This window comes from Mycobacterium sp. 1165196.3 (assembly GCF_001673415.1).
Classification (GTDB): domain Bacteria; phylum Actinomycetota; class Actinomycetes; order Mycobacteriales; family Mycobacteriaceae; genus Mycobacterium; species Mycobacterium europaeum_A.
This window is the reverse complement of sequence record NZ_LZLU01000144.1, coordinates 12,116-29,089: the sequence shown is the minus strand read 5'-3', so window position 1 is coordinate 29,089 and position 16,974 is coordinate 12,116. Positions and strand designations below refer to the sequence as shown.

The window sequence follows — 16,974 nt, the reverse complement described above, 5'->3', positions numbered from 1 at the left end:
TACACTCCGCCGATGAGCTGCAATGGTGCCGCGAAATCATGAACACGCCGAAGTTCTCGCGTAGCGAACTGGCCGCCGCGTTCGAGAAGTTCGAAGCGACCGTCGATGCGGCGGCGCGGTCGCAGGACTGGGACGCGTGGGTGCAGCACTACACGCCCGATGTGGTCTACATCGAACACGCGGCGGGCACCATGCACGGCCGCGACGAGGTCCGCGAGTGGATCAGCAGGACGATGGGCAGCTTTCCCGGCAGCCACATGGTCGCTTTCCCGTCGCTGTGGTCGGTGATCGACGAGGCCACCGGGCGCATCATCATGGAGCTCGACAACCCGATGCGCGATCCGGGCGACGGCACCGTCATCAGCGCGACGAACATCTCGATCATCACCTACGCCGGTGACGGCCTGTGGCGTCAACAGGAAGACATCTACAACCCGTTGCGCTTCGTGCGGGCGACGTTGAAGTGGTGCCGCAAGGCCCAAGAGCTCGGCACCCTCGACGAGGAAGCCGCGCGTTTCATGGACCAGTACGGAGGGGCCCAGTGACCACCAGACCCAAGCTCGTCATCGGCGCCAACGGCTTCCTGGGTTCGCATGTGACCCGCCAGCTCGTCGCCGACGGTTTCGAAGTCCGGGCCATGGTGCGGCCGAACGCCAACACGCGCTCCATCGACGACCTGGACGTCACCCGGTTTCACGGCGACGTGTTCGACACCGCCGTGCTGCGCGCGGCGATGGACGGCGTGGATGACGTCTACTACTGCGTCGTCGACACCCGCGCCTGGCTGCGCGACACCTCTCCGCTGTTTCGCACCAACGTCGAGGGGCTGCGCAACGTCCTCGATGTGGCAATCGCGCAACCCGGCCTGCGCCGGTTCGTCTTCACCAGCACCTACACGACCGTCGGCCGGCGCCGCGGGCACGTGGCGACCGAAGACGACGTCGTGGGCAGTCGCGGGCTGTCGGACTACGTCAAGTCCCGGGTGCAGGCCGAGAACCTGGTGATGCGTTACGTGGCCGAGTCCGGCCTGCCCGCGGTGGCGATGTGCGTGTCGACGACATACGGCGACGGCGATTGGGGTCGCACCCCGCACGGTGCGTTCATCGCCGGCGCGGTCTTCGGCAAGCTGCCCTTCACGATGGAGGGCATCCAGCTGGAGGTCGTGGGCGTCACCGACGCGGCCCGGGCCATGATCCTGGCCGCCGAACGCGGCCGCATCGGCGAGCGATACCTGATCTCCGAGCGGATGATCGCGTTGAAAGAGGTGGTCCGGATCGCGGCCGACGAGGCCGGGGTGCCGCCGCCGCGGCGCTCGATCTCCGTTCCGATGCTCTACGCCCTGGGTGCGCTGGGCGACGTGCGGGCCCGGCTCACCGGCAAGGACGCCGAACTCAGCCTCGCCTCGGTGCGCATGATGCGTGCCGAAGCGCCCGTCGACCACAGCAAGGCCGTGCGCGAATTGGGCTGGCAGCCTCGCCCGGTCGAGGAATCCATTCGCGAGGCGGCCCGCTTCTGGGCGGCGATGCGAAATGCCAAGGGTAAGAGCGCGACTCCCGGCTGAACGCCACGCCGATCGCCGTTCAGGATGCGCCGCGGCCCGTCGTGGGGGACTAGCCTCGGGCGGTATGCCGACCGCGCGAGTACCCGTCGATCTCACCGGGGCGCCCCAGACCATGCTGGCGACGTTCTACGCGAAGGCGCTGGACGCCGACTTCGACAAGCCGATCCTGGGCGATCGGTACGCCAAGGAGATCGTCGAGCGCATCGACTACGACTGGAAGAAGACCACCATCACGGCGCGGCGAGCGCCGTCGGTGACCACCCGGTCGGCGCACTTCGACGACTGGACGCGCAAATTCCTTGCCGCGCATCCGCGTTCGGCCGTGCTGCACCTGGGCTGCGGGCTGGACAGCCGGTTCTTCCGCGTGCAGCCGGGTGCGGACGTCGAGTGGTACGACGTCGACTACCCCGAGGTTGTCGCGCTGCGCACCCAGCTCTACCCGAGCCCCGATCACTACCGCGTCATCGCCGCCTCGGTCACCGACCCGGCATGGCTGGAAGACATCCCCGCCGACCGTCCCACCCTGATGATCGGGGAGGGGCTGACCATGTACCTCGCCGAGCGGGACGGCATCGCGCTGCTGCGCCGGGTGGTCGACCGATTCGGTTCCGGCGAGTTGCAGTTCGACGCGTTCAACTGGCTCGGGATCAAGTCGCAATGGCTCAACACGGTGGTGCGGCGGTCGGGATCCACGCTGCACTGGGCGATCAACGGGCCCGACGACATCGTCAACGCCGTTCCGGGGGTGCGGCTGCTGGCCTGGGAACGATGGTTCGAGTCCGACACCTTCGCGCGGTTGCCCCGCCCAACCCGAGTCCTGGGCAAGCTCATGGCGCAGGTTCAGGCGGCTGCGAACATGGCGCAATACCACCGCTACGCATTTGGCCCGGCCGAACGGGAAGGCTAGGCCACGGACGCGCGTTGAACGACTGATAGGCGCCTGAAGGAGGAACCACCATGGCCCACCCGGAAATCAAAGAACCCAACGCGGGGCACCCGATCACCATCGAGCCGACCAAGGGACGGGTGCAGGTGCGCGTCAATGGCGAGCTCGTCGCCGACACCACCGCCGCGCTGGAACTGCGTGAAGCCACTTTGCCTGCGGTGCAATACATTCCGATCGCCGACGTGGTACAGGATCGGCTCACCCGGACGGACACCAGCACGTACTGCCCCTTCAAGGGCGACGCCAGCTACTACAGCGTGACCACTTCGGCCGGTGACACCATCGACGACGTGATCTGGACGTACGAGCAGCCGTATCCGGCGGTCGCGGCGGTCGCCGGGCATGTGGCGTTCTACCCCAACAAGGCCGACATCAGCGTGCTAGCTCAGTAGGGGACCCACCCGGGAAGCGCGGTCGCCACCGCGCGGGTGTCGCTGTAGAGGCGCATCGAGACGATCAGCCCGTCACGGGTGTCGAAGATGCAGACGAACGGGCTGTCGTACTCGACGCCGGCGGACGTGGTGCCGCTGGCCTGCGCCTCCACCACCACGGTCTCCCCCTCGTTGACGCAGCGCACCAGGTCGATGGTCAGTTCGAGCTCCTGTTTGCGTCGCTCCACCCCACGCCGAAACGCGTCCTTGTCACAGGACGTGCGGGTGTAGAGCGTCCAGTAGGTGAAGTCGTCGCTGAGCAGGGAGAAGCCCTCGTCCAGATCGCCGCCGTCGCTGGTGCTCTGCAGGAACATCCAGGCCAGTTCGCCCTGCGGGTCATCGAACGGCGTCATCACAACGCAATATTGACGTGGGACGCAGTTCACGGTCAATCACGGCAGTCGGGGAGTCATCAGGTGGAAAGCGCGCGCACGGTCGTGTTCCCCGGAGCCGTCAGCTTCGGGCACACGTTGGCGCCCCTTCGCCGCGGCCGGGGGGATCCGTGCTTCCGGACTCCCGGTGACGGCTCGATCTGGCGTACCAGCCTGCTACCCACCGGTCCGGTCACGGCCCGGATCAGCCGCGTCGCCCACAACACCGCGCACGCCGTGGCGTGGGGCGGCGGCGCGCAGGAGTTCGTCGAGATGCTGCCCGCCCTGCTCGGTCTCGAGGACGACGACTCGGACTTCGTGCCGCACCATCCGACGGTTGCCGCCGCCCAGCAACGGGTGCCGCACCTGCGCCTGGGAAGAACCGGCCTGGTGCTGGAGGCGCTGATCCCGGCCATCATCGAGCAGCGGGTGCCCGGCGCCGATGCGTTTCGCGCATGGCGGGTGCTGGTGTCGAAGTACGGCACGCCGGCGCCGGGGCCGGCGCCCGACGGGATGCGCGTCATGCCGGCCGCGGAGGTCTGGAGATACATCCCGTCGTGGGAGTTTCATCGCGCCAACGTGGACCCGAGACGGGCGCAGGCGGTGGTGACCTGCGCGCGTCGGGCCTCCTCGGTGGAGCGGCTGGCGGGTGGGCCGGCCGGGCAGGCGCGTGCGGCGCTCATGTCGCTGCCGGGCGTGGGGGAGTGGACCGCCGCCGAGACGGCACAACGCGCCTTCGGTGACGCCGACGCCGTGTCGGTGGGCGACTACCACATCCCCAAAATGATCGGCTGGACGTTGCTGGGGCGGCCCGTCGACGACGCCGGCATGCTCGAACTGCTCGAGCCGATGCGCCCGCACCGCCAGCGCGTGGTCCGGCTCCTCGAGGCCAGCGGACTGGCGTACGAACCGCGCCGCGGGCCGCGGCTGCCGGTGCAGCAAATCCACTCACTTTGATCCGTCGCGTTTTTCACTATCGCCATCGGGTACCCAACGGGGCAGTAACCGTGTGTGAACCCCATGGAAGGAAGCTAGGAAACAAGCGATGACTCAGTTCACGATTCCGGGATTGACCGACAAGCAGGCGGCGCGGCTCACCGAACTGCTGCAAAAGCAACTGAGCACCTACAACGATCTGCACCTGACGCTCAAGCACATTCACTGGAACGTGGTGGGCCCCAACTTCATCGGCGTGCACGAGATGATCGACCCGCAGGTGGATGCGGTCCGCGGGTTCGCCGACGATGTCGCCGAACGTATTGCGGCCCTTGGTGCTTCGCCGCAGGGTACTCCCGGCGCCATCATCAAGGACCGCTCGTGGGACGACTATTCGGTCGGCCGCGACACGGTCCAGGCCCACTTGGCCGCGCTGGATCTGGTGTACACCGGCGTGATCGAGGACATCCGCCAATACATCGACGAGACAGACGAACTCGACCAGGTGACCCAGGACCTGCTGATCGGGCAGGCGGGTCGGCTGGAGAAGTTTCAATGGTTCGTCCGGGCGCACCTGGAAAGCGCCGGCGGAGAGTTGGCTCACCAAGGCAAGAGCACCGAGAAGGACGCCGCAAGCAGCGCTCGTGGCAAATCCTGACGGTTATGCTAGTCACGGTGCTTGGAATCGGCGTCCCGCGAACCGTTTTTGGGGACTAGGACTTTTTGGGGACTAGGACATTGATGCGGTCTCCGGCCGTGAGTTGCACGGCGGGTTGGGCGTCGACCAGCTGCCGGTTGTGCACTACGGATACCGGGAGGTGGCCCGCCGGCCAATCGAGGTCGTCGAGCGTGCGTCCGACCGCGGCCGAATCCGCCGCCAGAGTGTGCTCGATGATGCAGTATCCGTCGAGTTGACTTCGCGGATCGTGTTCGTTCTCGGGACTTTTCGGGTCCGCGGAGTCACCGCCGAGATTCGCGGCGGTGGGGCTGGGTTCGACACCTGTGACGTAGGCACTGACGGCGCGCAGCACGTTCTGGTTGGTCAGCCAACCCTGAACGCGGTGCGCGTTGGTATCGATCACCGGTAGTCCATCGCGGCCGTAGAGCACCAGCTGGCGCAGGGCCTGCGCGAGGCTGTCGTTGGCAAACAGCGCCTGCGGTTCCCGAATCCGGGTCACGGGGCCGAGGAGTTGTGTTCTGTCGTGGGTGGTGTCGCTTGTCGGGTGGGTCAGGTCCAGTGGAGTGGCAAATGGATGCATGGCCTCAGCGACCGTGAGGCCCGCAAAAGCGTGGGCGGGGGCGGGGCGATCGATGTCGATGCCCCGGCGTAGCAGCTTGGCGGTGTAGATGGTGCCGTAGGAAAGCCCGCGCGACACCGTGGTTCCCACGGCGACGGCCAGCATGACCGGCAATGTCAGGGTGAAGTCGCCGGTCATCTCGACCGTGCTGGCCAGCGCGGTGAGCGGGGCCCGGGCGGCGGAAGCGAATACCGCGCCCATGCCGACGATGGCATACAGCGCGGGATGTCCCACCGCAGTGCCGATGACGTGCTGGACGATCAGCCCGAACGCCATGCCGGAAGTAGCCCCCACGAACAACGACGGAGCGAACACGCCGCCGGAGCCGCCGATCCCGATGGTCAAGCTGCACGCCAGCATTTTGCCGCCGGCGAGGACCACCAGGAACCACACAGCGTAATGGCCGGCAAAGGCGGCGTACATGACCGGGTAGCCCACCCCGTACAGCTGCGGCACGGCGAGCAACAGCAGGCCCAGCACCAATCCACCGACCGCCGGTCGCGCCCAGTCCGGGCGCTCGCCCCAGAGCCGATCACACAGATCGTCCGTCTTGTACAGGACGTTTTTGAACACGATGCCCAGCACCCCGGCGACCGCCGCAAGAAGGGCGATCAGCAAGTAATTGGCAATGTGATTGAGCTCGATGCCCTCGGGAAGCTTCGTGAGGAAAGGGGCGGAGCCGAAGAACACGCGGGCGATCACGTCGGCGACCATTGCCGAAAGCATGATGGTGAAGATCGCCTCGACCGAGAGTTCACGCAGGATCAGTTCGACGGCGAAGAACACCCCGGTGATCGGGGCGTTGAACGTTGCCGAGATGCCGCCGGCGGCGCCGCACGCCACCAGCACCCTTAGCCGATTCTCCGGCATCCGCACCCATTGACCGAAGCTTGATGCCAGCGCCGCACCGATCTGCACGATCGGCCCCTCCCGACCGACCGAGCCGCCGGTCCCGATGCACATCGCCGAGGCCAGCGCTTTCACCACCGTCACCTGCGGGCGGATGCGGCCGCCGTTCTCTGCGACGGCGATCATCACTTCCGGGACGCCGTGGCCACGCGCCTCGCGCGCGAACCGGCTGATCAGTGGCCCGTACAGCAACCCGCCGATAACGGGGATGACCGCGTATAACGCGATCCCCAACCAGGGCAGGTGGTCGCTGGCCGCCCACCCCTGTTGGCCGAACTCGTCATGGCCGGTCGCCAGCCAGGTAAAGCCGAAGACCAGGTAGCGGAACGCCACCGCGCCGAGCCCGGCGCCGACCCCCACCACGATTGCCACGCAAAACAAGCCCAGTTGATTCGCCCGCAGCCAGCTTGCGAGCTGTCCCGGAAACCCGGCCCCCGGCTTTCGCGTGCGGGCCGGGTGACCGGCTGATTTGTCCTGCCCCATGCCCGTCACCCTCCCAGCGTTCTTTTCAATCGTTGCGTCGAAACCATGTTCGAAGGTCACTCGCACCCGCGACGAATATTTATGTCAGCAAATATTGCCCTATGGAACTATCGGCCGCCTGTTACGAGCCCCAGGAATAAGTGGACCTCAGTCCGGTTATATGGGCATCCACTAAACGAGGAGCCCGATGCCTGCAATCACGGCTGACACCATGACCCTGCCGCGAGTGAGCGGCCCCGGCCCCGCGGATGCCGAGCGGGCCGTCCGATCGATCACCACCTGCCCGCGCGGCTACGAGGGCGAGGGTTTTCCGGTGGTGCGCGCCTTCGCGGGCGTCAGCACCGCCGCGCTCGACCCGTTCGTGCACATGGACCAGATGGGTGAGGTCGACTACCAACCGGGCGAGCCCAGGGGCACCGATTGGCATCCGCACCGCGGCTTCGAAACGGTGACCTACATGCTCGACGGGAAGTTCGCGCACCAGGACTCGCACGGTGGCGGCGGCCTGATCGCCGACGGCGCCACGCAGTGGATGACAGCCGGGTCCGGCATCCTGCACATCGAGACCCCGCCGGCCGAACTGGTCGACAGCGGCGGGCTCTTCCACGGCATCCAGTTGTGGGTCAACCTGCCGAAAAAGGACAAGTTCGCGCCCCCGCGCTATCAGGCCATCGAGGGTGGCGACGCTGCCCTGCTCGCCTCCGACGACGGCGGGGCGTTGGTCCGCATCATCGCCGGCGAGATCGGCGGCCACCGGGGTCCGGGCATCACTCACACCCCGATCACCCTCGCCCACGCGACCATCGAGAACGGGGCCCGGCTCAACATCCCGTGGCGGCGCGATTTCAACGCGCTGGCCTACGTGCTGTCCGGCAGCGGGTACGTCGGTCCGGTCGCGCACCCGATCCGCCAGGGGCAGTTAGCGGTCCTGTCAGCCGGCGATCGGATCACGGTCGGCGCCCAGCGGGCACCGGATTCGAGCGGCCTGCCGGTCCGGGGCGCCATTGATGTGCTGCTTCTGGGCGGGCGGCCGATTCGCGAACCGGTATTCCACTACGGCCCTTTCGTGATGAACACTCGGGCGGAATTGATCGAGGCGCTAGAGGACTACCGAGCTGGAAAGTTTGGCACCATTCCGCCAAATGCGCTAATGCCGCACCGCGGGGGTGGCACACTTTAGCAATGCATCCCCGGGGGAATCGCAGGCCGGGGCGTCCGCCCGCCGCGAAAGCCGACGAGACGCGGCAGCGGATCATCCAAGCCGCCCGTCTGGTCTTCAGCGAGCGCGGCTACGACGGCGCGACGTTCCAGGCCATTGCGGCGCGCGCCGACCTTACCCGACCGGCGATTAACCATTATTTCTCGAGCAAACGAGCGCTTTATCGCGAAGTTATGGACGAGACAAATGAATTTATCATCGGAGCAGGAATTAAACAGGCCGAAGGCGAGACGGGGCTGGTAGCACGGCTGACGGCGTTCATCTCCGCGGCTGTTAAAGCGAATTCGGAAAATCCCGCCGGTTCGGCGTTCATTATCGGCGGCGTACTCGAATCGCAGCGGCATCCGGAGTGGAGCGCAACCGAAAATGATTCCGTGCGGGTGGCGCGAGAATTTCTGATGCGCGAAGTGAACGAGGCGATCGAGCGCGGCGAGGTCGTCGCCGACATCGATGCGTCCGCGTTGGTCGAATCACTGCTCGTGGTGATCTCGGGGGTGGGCCTGTACGCGGGTTACATCAAGAGCTATAAGGAAATGCTGGCTGTCACAGGCATGCTGCGCCAGCTCCTGGAAGGCGCGCTCTGGCGGCCGGAGGCCTAGCCCCTTCGACGCAGTGAAGTTGCGCACAAAGCGTATAGGCTAACTAACTTATCCCGGTACCATGGTCGGGATATGACTGACCTGGATGCCTCGCCACCGCCTTCCGTACGGTCTGCCGGCGACAGCTGGACCATCACCGAACTCGTCGGCGCCACCGCGCTGGGCGTCGCCGCGTCGCGCGCCGCCGAGACCGCCGGACCCGATCCGCTGATCCGGGACGAGTTTGCCCGCCTGCTGGTGTCGTCGGCCGGACCGGCGTGGGCCCGGCTGGCCGACCCCGAGCTCGGCTGGCTCGACGGCGATCAGCACGGCCAGCGCGCGCATCGGTGCGGCATCGACTACCAAGCCGTGCGCACCCACTTCTTCGATGAGTACTTCACCGAGGCCGTCGACGCCGGCATCCGCCAGGTGGTGATCTTGGCCGCCGGCCTCGACTCCCGGGCCTACCGGCTGGACTGGCCGACCGGCACAGTGGTCTACGAGATCGACCAGCCGCAGGTACTCGAGTACAAGGCGGGCATCCTGCAGCAGCACGGCGCCGTGCCCGCCGCCATCCGGCACCCCGTCGCGGTGGACCTGCGCGACGACTGGCCCGCGGCCCTGACCGCCGCCGGGTTCGACCGCACGCGGCCCACCGCGTGGCTGGCCGAAGGCCTGCTCCCGTACCTGCCCAGCGACGCCCAGGACCGGCTGTTCGAGATGTTCACCGCGCTGAGCGCACCCGGCAGCCAGGTCGCGATCGAGATGTTCGGCATGAACTCGCGCAGCAACTCGCAGCGCTGGCTGCGGATGCGGGAGCGGCTCGGCCTGGACGTCAACGTCCAGGCGCTGACGTACCACGAGCCGGACCGTTCGGACGCCGCGGCGTGGCTGGCCGAGCACGGCTGGCAGGTGCACAGCGTGAGTAACCGCGACGAGATGGCCCGGCTGGGGCGTCCAGTGCCCGACGACCTGACCGACGAGGCGGTCCGCAGCACCTTGTTGCGGGCGCGTCTCGGCACGCCCACCGCCTGACCGAGGATCGATCCAAGGAGCAACGCCATGAGTTCACTGCGCACGCACGACGACACCTGGGACATCAAGAGCAGCGTCGGCACCACCGCGGTGATGGTCGCCGCGGCGCGGGCCATCGAGACCGAGCAGCCCGACGCGCTGATCCGCGACCCCTACGCCCGGCTGCTGGTCAACAACGCCGGCGCCGAGGTGCTCTGGGAGGCCATGCTCGACCCGGAGGTCGTGGCCAAGATCGAAGCCATCGACGAAGAATCCGCCGCCCGGATCCAGCACATGCGCGGCTACCAGGCGGTGCGGACCCACTTCTTCGACGAGTACTTCGCGAACGCCGTCGCCGCCGGGATCCGGCAGGTGGTGATCCTCGCGTCGGGTCTGGATTCGCGCGCGTACCGCCTCGACTGGCCGGCCGGCACCACCGTCTACGAGATCGACCAGCCCCAGGTGCTGGACTACAAGACCACGACGCTGGCCGAAAGCGGCGCCACGCCGTCGGCCGACCGCCGCGAGGTGGCGATCGACCTGCGCGAGGACTGGCCGACCGCGCTGCGCGCGGCCGGCTTCGACCCCGCCCGGCCCACCGCCTGGCTGGCGGAGGGATTGCTGATGTACCTACCCGCGGAAGCCCAGGACAAGCTGTTCACGCAGATCGGCGAGCTCAGCCCGGCGGGCAGCCGCGTCTCCGCCGAGACCGCACCCATGCACGCCGAGGAGCGGCGCCAGCAGATGCGCGAACGGTTCAAAAAGGTGGCCGACCAGCTCGGCCTCGAGGAGACCGTCGACGTCGGCGAGCTGATGTACCGCGACGAGCACCGTGCGAACCTCGCCGACTGGCTCAACGAGCACGGCTGGCGCGCCACGGCGCAGAACTCGATCGACGAGATGCACCGCCTGGGTCGTGGGGTGCAGAGTTCCGAAATCGACGAAGACCGGGACGCCTTCTCCGACTTCGTCATCGCCGAGCGCCTGTAGCGGCCCGCACCGGCTCGTCGACCGTCCGTTGGCTCGCGGCTCCGGTTACCGGGAATTCGCCTGGTCATCGGGGACAATGGTCACTCATTATGGCCAGTGGCGGATCGGGGCGATCGCACCGTTGGGTGCTGCTCAAGGGCCGCCTGGTCGCCAGCATCGCGTCGGCGTTCGTCATGGCCATCACCGGCGTCGGCTGGACGGGCTACCACACCGCGCTGGGCAGGATCATCATCTCGCACGCGCTGCCCCATGCGGCGACGACGCTGGACGGCAACCAGAACATCTTGCTGATGGGCTTGGACAGCAGGTTGGATCAAAACGGTCAGCCGCTGCCCCAGGAGATCTACGACGCGCTGCACGCCGGGGACGAAAGCTCCGGCGGCTACAACGCGAATGTCCTTATCGTCGTGCATCTTTCGGACGGTGACGGGCCCGTCACCGCGATCTCGATTCCGCGCGACGACTACGCGGAGCTACCGGGCTGCCCGGGGTCGGTCTGCGCCGGCAAGATCAAGCAGGCCTACGGGCTGGCCTATCAGCAGTCGCTGAATTCGCAGGCGGCCGGGAAATCGGGTGGGGCGGGCGCCACCAATCTGGCGGCCCGCGAGCAGACCGCCCGCGAGGCTGGGCGCAAGGCCGAAATCAGCGCCGTCAACGACTTTCTGGGGATCTCCGTCGACCACTTCGTCGAGATCACGCTGGGCGCGTTCTTTCAAATCGCCAAGGCCGTCGAGCCGATCACGGTGTGCCTCAACGCCGATACGCGGGACAGCTATTCGGGTGCCGACTTCCATCAGGGGGTGCAGCGCATCGACGCCGCGGACGCGATGGCCTTCGTGCGGCAGCGCCGCGACGAAAACGACGGCTCCTTCACCGATTTCGACCGGACGCGACGGCAGCAGGCGTTCCTGGTGTCGTTGGTCCAGGCGGCTCGCAGCGGTGGTGCGCTGTCCAGCGTGAGCGGGCTGCGTAAGCTGCTGCAGGTCGCCCGCGACAACGTCGCCGTCGACGACGGGCTCGACATCATGGAATTGGCCTCGCGGGCCTCGCAATTGAGTGAGCGGCCGCTGTCGCTGTACACCCTGCCCATCTCCGGCTTCGGCAAGGACGCCAACGGGTCCGACATCAACCAGGTCGACCTTACGACGATCCGGCGCATCGTCAACGAGCGCTTCATGTCCGACACGCCGGTCGCGCTCGAGGCCGCGTCACCGGCCACCCAGCCGGCACCCGTGCTGACCGAACCCGTGATCCTCGACGTCGTCAACGCGGCCGCACGGGACGGACTCGCGGCCGCCATCGAGGAGGCCTTCGCGGCCCGCGGCTTCACCCGCGGCAGCGCCACGACCGCGGCGGCCCCGGCCGACGACAGCGTCATCGAATACGGCCCCGGGGCGGACCGCGGCGCGCAGCTCCTGGCCGACCAGCTGCACATGCCCGCGACGGCGAACGGCGCCGTGGCCGCGGGCACCGTGCGGCTGACGGTGGGGACGGCATTTCCCGCGGCGGACTACCTCGCCCACCCCGGCGCGACGACCGACCCGTCGGGGTCCGGGCAGGTGAGTGCCGTCGCCGCCACCGGCACCGGCGACCGCGCCCCGGCGCCGACCGACCTCAGCCAGATGACCGCGGCGAAGGTGCCCTGCGTCAAGTAACCGCGCGCCCGCAACCGCGGTGGTACTGCCCGGGAGACCGGGGTTGGGCGGATCCTTCCTATTGCTCTCCCAACCGGATGGTTAGTATCGCGGTTATCACCGATGAGCGGCCGCCTTGCAGCGGGACTCTGCTCGGGAAGGACAATGATGACCACCGAATCGGTTGCATCGCAGACATCGCTCGCCAAGGACTCCACCAACGGGGCGGCTGCGGCCGACGTCCCCGCCACGGTTGCCCGCCTTCGTCAGACCTTCGCCACCGGACGTACCCGCGACGTCGAATGGCGCAAGCGGCAGCTGCTGCAACTGGCGAAGCTGATGGAGGAGAACGAGGCCGCGATCGCCGCCGCGCTCGCCGAAGACCTGGACCGCAGCCCCTTCGAGGCCTACATCGCTGACATCGCCACCACCGCCGGCGAAGCCAAGTACGCGGCCAAGAAGGTGCGGAGGTGGACCCGCCGCAAGTACCAGCTGCTGGAGGTGCCGCAACTTCCCGGCCGCGGTTGGATCGAGTACGAGCCCTACGGCACCGTGTTGATCATCGGCGCCTGGAACTACCCGTTCTATTTGACCCTGGGTCCGGCCGTCGGAGCGATCGCCGCCGGAAACGCCGTCATCCTCAAGCCGTCCGAGATCGCGGCGGCGTCCGCGCACCTGATGGCCGAGCTGGTGCCGAAGTATCTCGACCAGGACGCCATCGCGGTGGTCGAGGGCGACGGCGCGACGAGCCAGGAGCTCATCGCCCAAGGCTTGGACCGCGTGCTGTTCACCGGCGGCACCGAGATCGGCCGCAAGGTCTACGAGGGCGCGGCACCGCACCTGACGCCCTGCACTCTGGAGCTCGGCGGCAAGAGCCCGGTCATCGTCGCCGCCGACGCCGACGTGGAGGTGGCGGCCAAGCGGATCGCCTGGATGAAACTGCTCAACGCCGGACAGACCTGTGTGGCACCCGATTACGTCCTGGCGGACGCCACGATTCGCGATGAACTGGTCGACAAGATCGGTGCCGCCATCACCAAGTTCACCTCGGACAAGCCGGGCGGCATGCGGGTGGTCAATCAGCGCCAATTCGACCGGATCAGCGGTTACCTGTCCAGCGGAGACGGCAAGGTCACCGTCGGCGGGGCCTGCGACGCGTCGAACCTGCGCATCCAGCCCGCCGTCGTGGTTGACCCCGACCCGAACGGGCCGCTGATGCAGAACGAGATCTTCGGTCCCGTCCTGCCGGTGGTCACCGTCCAAAACCTGGACGAGGCAATACGTTTCGTGAACTCAAGGCCCAAGCCGCTGTCGGCCTACCTGTTCACCAAGCGGCGCGAGACGCGCGAGCGGGTGATCAAGGAGGTGCCGGCCGGCGGCATGCTGGTCAACCACATCGCCTTCCAGGTGTCGACGGCCAAGCTGCCGTTTGGTGGGGTCGGCGCTTCGGGGATGGGGGCCTACCACGGCCGCTATGGCTTCGAGGAGTTCAGCCACCGCAAGTCGGTGTTGACCAAACCCACTCGGCCCGACCTGTCGAGCTTCATCTACCCTCCGTACACCGAGCGGGCCTTCAAGATGGCCCGCCGAATGTTCTGACCCTGGTTTCACCGAAACCGTTGCAACACTGAGTTTTTCACAGCAGAGAGGAAACGTATGCCCGGAGTGCAGGATCGCGTCATCGTCGTCACCGGAGCCGGTGGAGGCCTGGGCCGTGAGTACGCCCTGACCCTCGCCAAGGAGGGCGCCAGCGTCGTCGTCAACGACCTCGGCGGTTCGCGTGACGGCACCGGCGCCGGCCATAACATGGCCGACCAGGTGGTCCAGGAGATCAAGGACGCCGGCGGGCGGGCGGTCGCCAACTACGACAGCGTCGCCGAACCCGAGGGCGCCGAGAACATCATCAAAACCGCGCTCGACGAATTCGGCGCCGTGCACGGCGTGGTCAGCAACGCCGGCATACTGCGCGACGGCACCTTCCACAAGATGTCCTTCGAGAACTGGGACGCCGTGCTCAAGGTGCACCTCTACGGCGGCTACAACGTCATCCGCGCCGCCTGGCCGCACTTCCGTGAGCAGAGCTACGGCCGCGTCGTCGTCGCCACCTCCACCAGCGGGCTGTTCGGTAACTTCGGCCAAACCAACTACGGCGCAGCCAAACTCGGCCTCGTCGGCCTGATCAACAGCCTGGCGCTGGAGGGTGCGAAGTACAACATCCACGCCAACGCGGTCGCCCCGATCGCCGCCACCCGCATGACCGAGGACATCCTGCCCAAGGAGGTGCTCGAGAAGCTGACCCCCGAATACGTCGCACCCGTGGTGGCCTACCTGTGCACCGAGGAAAACCCGAACAGCGCTTCGGTTTTCGTCGTCGGTGGCGGCAAGGTGCAGCGCGTCGCGCTGTTCCAGAACGCGGGCGTCAACTACGACAAGCCGCCGACGGTGGAGGACATCGCCTCGCAGTGGGGCGAGATCACCGATCTGTCCGCGGCGAAGCAGGCGGACTTCAAGCTGGGCTGAGCCAGCCGCGACCGGGTGGTCAGCGAGTCAGGCGAGCAGTTCGCCGCGCAGGCGTTCGACGTCCGCCTCGCTGACACCCGCGTCGCGTAAATAGGCGTCCAGGGACCCGAATTCGTCGTCGATCGATTGGAAAGCGGCGTCCAGGTATTCCGGACGCACGCCGAGGACTCCGTCGGACAGCCGCGCTTCGGTGAACGTCATGACTTCCGGGGTGAGCTCGACGTCGGAGCGCTGCTTGATCATCTCGGAGATGTGGTCCCGGAGTTGGGGGACCGCGGCGTTGCTGCGCAGGTAGTCGGCGATGATGGTGTCGCGGTCGACGCCAAGCACTTCCAGCACCGTCGCGATCACGAAACCGGTCCGATCTTTGCCCGCGAAGCAGTGCGTGAGCACCGGGCGCCCGGCACCCAGCAGCGAAAAGACTTGCCGCACAGCACGTTGCGCCCCGTTGCGGGTCGGAAACTGCCGGTACTCGTCGATCATGTGACGAACGGCGGCCTCGTTGACGGCCTCGTCGGATTGGTTCGGGTCGCCTTCGAACAGCCGACGGAACGCGTGCTCGTGCGGGGCCTCGTTGTCGGTCGGTGCATCGTCGCCGAGGTCGGGAAGGGGCAGCCGGTGGATCTCGACGCCGTCGGGGACCAGCCCCGGGCCGCGCCGGGCGACTTCCTGGTTCGCGCGCAGGTCGGCGACATCGGTGATGCCCAGCTCGAGCAGCGTTGCGCGTCCGGCGTCGTCGAGCCGGCTCAGCTCACCGGACCGGAACAGCCGCCCGGGCCGAAGCGCGCTCGCGCCGTCGGCGACGTCGCGAAAGTTCCACGCGCCGGATAGTTCTCGCAACGCCTCGGTCATCCTGCGGTGACCGCCGCGGCGAAGGCCGACTGTTCGCGGCCGATCTCGGTGCGCGCGATGGTCCGCATGTGCACCTCGTCGGGTCCGTCGAAGATGCGCATGGCGCGGTGCCAGCCGTAGAGGCGGGCCAGCACCGTGTCGTCGCTGACGCCGGCGGCGCCGTGTACCTGGATGGCGCGGTCGATGACGTCGCACGCGACCTGCGGTGCCACCGCCTTGATCTGCGAGACCAACAGGTGGGCGGCCTTGTTGCCGTGCTGATCGATGGTCCACGCCGCTTTTTCGCACAGCAAGCGGGCCTGGTCGATCTCGTTGCGGGACTTCGCAATTGCTTGCTGCACCAGACCCTGGTCGGCCAGCGGCCGGCCGAAGGCGATGCGGTTGTTCGCGCGGTGCACCATCAGCGCCAGCGCACGTTCGGCGCCGCCGAGCGCGCGCATACAGTGGTGGATGCGGCCCGGGCCCAGCCGGGCCTGGGCGATCGCGAAGCCGCCGCCCTCCTCACCGAGCAGATTGGTGGTTGGCACCCGCACGTTGTCGTAGATGATCTCGCAGTGCCCGTGCTGGTCCTGCCAGCCGAACACCGACGTCGAGCGCACCACCGTCACGCCAGGGGTGTCCATCGGCACCAGCACCATCGACTGCTGCTGGTGACTGGCGGCGTCGGGGTTGGTGCGGCCCATCACGATCAGGATCTTGCAGCGCGGGTCGGCCGCGCCCGAGGTCCACCATTTACGGCCGTTGATGACGTAGTCGGCGCCGTCGCGCACGATCGACGTCTCGATGTTGCGGGCGTCGCTGCTGGCGACCGCCGGCTCGGTCATCGAGAACGCGCTGCGGATCTCGCCCGCCAACAACGGCTCCAGCCACTGCTTGCGCTGCTCCTCGGTGGCGAACAGGTGCAGGGTCTCCATGTTCCCGGTGTCTGGCGCCGCGCAGTTGACCGCCTCGGGCGCGAGCTCCAGGCTCCAGCCGGTGAGCTCGGCCAGCGGGGCGTACTCGAGGTTGGTCAACCCCGATTCGGCCGGCAGGAACAGGTTCCACAGTCCCCGCTCTTTGGCCTTGACCTTGAGGTCCTCGATGACGGGCGGGACCGTGTGATCGTGTGGGCCGGCTTCTTCACGGTATTTGTCGTATTCGGCCTCGGCCGGAAAGACGTACTCGGTCATGAAGTCGGACAGTCGCTTGTGGTAGTCGATGGCTTTGGCCGACATCGCGAAGTCCATGCCCGT

Annotated in this window: 17 protein-coding genes; 13 read left to right on the top strand and 4 right to left on the bottom strand. The window is 67.4% G+C overall.

All coding sequences use genetic code 11. The features are described from left to right. Positions 1-38 precede the first annotated feature (38 nt). The 4 genes from A5659_RS15775 to A5659_RS15760 all read left to right on the top strand — a co-directional run bounded on the left by A5659_RS15775 (position 39) and on the right by A5659_RS15760 (position 2,899). Entirely contained in the window at positions 39-545 is a 507-nt protein-coding gene (locus A5659_RS15775; RefSeq protein ID WP_066868184.1) for a nuclear transport factor 2 family protein, read from the top strand. Beyond that, positions 542-1,561 (top strand): NAD-dependent epimerase/dehydratase family protein, encoded by a 1,020-nt coding sequence (locus A5659_RS15770; RefSeq protein ID WP_067021272.1) that lies wholly within the window; start codon positions 542-544, stop codon positions 1,559-1,561. The genes A5659_RS15775 and A5659_RS15770 overlap by 4 nt, the downstream gene beginning before the upstream one ends. A 64-nt stretch (positions 1,562-1,625) precedes the next feature. After that, positions 1,626-2,468 (top strand): class I SAM-dependent methyltransferase, encoded by an 843-nt coding sequence (locus A5659_RS15765; RefSeq protein ID WP_067021270.1) that lies wholly within the window; start codon positions 1,626-1,628, stop codon positions 2,466-2,468. Between the two features lie 50 nt (positions 2,469-2,518). After that, a complete protein-coding gene (locus A5659_RS15760) occupies positions 2,519-2,899 on the top strand; it encodes a DUF427 domain-containing protein (protein ID WP_067021268.1) in 381 nt (126 codons plus the stop codon). On the opposite strand, the gene A5659_RS15755 is transcribed toward A5659_RS15760, so the two are convergent. After that, a complete protein-coding gene (locus tag A5659_RS15755) occupies positions 2,893-3,294 on the bottom strand; it encodes a nuclear transport factor 2 family protein (protein ID WP_066868192.1) in 402 nt (133 codons plus the stop codon). The genes A5659_RS15760 and A5659_RS15755 overlap by 7 nt on opposite strands. 60 nt (positions 3,295-3,354) lie before the next feature. Between A5659_RS15755 and A5659_RS15750 the strand changes: the two genes are divergently transcribed. Together A5659_RS15750 and A5659_RS15745 are read left to right on the top strand one after the other, a co-directional pair. Next, the gene (locus A5659_RS15750) at positions 3,355-4,266 is read left to right on the top strand and encodes a DNA-3-methyladenine glycosylase (protein WP_066868194.1); all 912 of its coding nucleotides are present in this window, start codon (positions 3,355-3,357) and stop codon (positions 4,264-4,266) included. 88 nt (positions 4,267-4,354) lie between these two features. Next, a complete protein-coding gene (locus A5659_RS15745) occupies positions 4,355-4,903 on the top strand; it encodes a Dps family protein (protein WP_066868196.1) in 549 nt (182 codons plus the stop codon). 55 nt (positions 4,904-4,958) lie between these two features. Here A5659_RS15745 and A5659_RS15740 read toward each other — a convergent pair whose 3' ends face one another. Continuing rightward, positions 4,959-6,824, bottom strand: coding sequence for a chloride channel protein (locus tag A5659_RS15740; protein ID WP_231997846.1), 1,866 nt, complete (start codon positions 6,822-6,824; stop codon positions 4,959-4,961). 298 nt (positions 6,825-7,122) lie between these two features. Here A5659_RS15740 and A5659_RS15735 point away from each other — a divergent pair, with 298 nt between their 5' ends. From A5659_RS15735 to A5659_RS15705, 7 genes are all read left to right on the top strand, one after another. Continuing rightward, positions 7,123-8,115, top strand: coding sequence for a pirin family protein (locus A5659_RS15735; RefSeq protein ID WP_067182346.1), 993 nt, complete (start codon positions 7,123-7,125; stop codon positions 8,113-8,115). 2 nt (positions 8,116-8,117) lie between these two features. Beyond that, positions 8,118-8,753 (top strand): TetR/AcrR family transcriptional regulator, encoded by a 636-nt coding sequence (locus A5659_RS15730; RefSeq protein ID WP_066868207.1) that lies wholly within the window; start codon positions 8,118-8,120, stop codon positions 8,751-8,753. Positions 8,754-8,825: 72 nt separating this feature from the next. Next, positions 8,826-9,767 carry a class I SAM-dependent methyltransferase gene (locus A5659_RS15725; RefSeq protein ID WP_067182343.1) on the top strand — a complete coding sequence of 314 codons (942 nt, stop codon included), beginning with the start codon at positions 8,826-8,828 and terminating at the stop codon, positions 9,765-9,767. A 27-nt stretch (positions 9,768-9,794) separates the two neighbouring features. Further along, positions 9,795-10,736 (top strand): class I SAM-dependent methyltransferase, encoded by a 942-nt coding sequence (locus tag A5659_RS15720; RefSeq protein WP_067144682.1) that lies wholly within the window; start codon positions 9,795-9,797, stop codon positions 10,734-10,736. 89 nt (positions 10,737-10,825) lie between these two features. Continuing rightward, a complete protein-coding gene (locus A5659_RS15715) occupies positions 10,826-12,391 on the top strand; it encodes an LCP family protein (RefSeq protein ID WP_067182340.1) in 1,566 nt (521 codons plus the stop codon). Positions 12,392-12,535: 144 nt separating this feature from the next. Beyond that, positions 12,536-13,969, top strand: a complete 1,434-nt coding sequence (locus tag A5659_RS15710) for an aldehyde dehydrogenase family protein (RefSeq protein ID WP_066868212.1) — start codon at positions 12,536-12,538, stop codon at positions 13,967-13,969. A gap of 57 nt (positions 13,970-14,026) precedes the next feature. Continuing rightward, entirely contained in the window at positions 14,027-14,890 is an 864-nt protein-coding gene (locus A5659_RS15705) for an SDR family oxidoreductase (RefSeq protein ID WP_066868214.1), read from the top strand. Positions 14,891-14,917: 27 nt separating this feature from the next. On the opposite strand, the gene A5659_RS15700 is transcribed toward A5659_RS15705, so the two are convergent. Next, positions 14,918-15,742 (bottom strand): tyrosine-protein phosphatase, encoded by an 825-nt coding sequence (locus A5659_RS15700; RefSeq protein ID WP_067021259.1) that lies wholly within the window; start codon positions 15,740-15,742, stop codon positions 14,918-14,920. After that, complete coding sequence (locus tag A5659_RS15695; RefSeq protein ID WP_066868243.1) at positions 15,739-16,956, bottom strand: acyl-CoA dehydrogenase family protein; 1,218 nt, start codon at positions 16,954-16,956, stop codon at positions 15,739-15,741. The genes A5659_RS15700 and A5659_RS15695 overlap by 4 nt, the downstream gene beginning before the upstream one ends. Between the last annotated feature and the right edge of the window lie 18 nt (positions 16,957-16,974).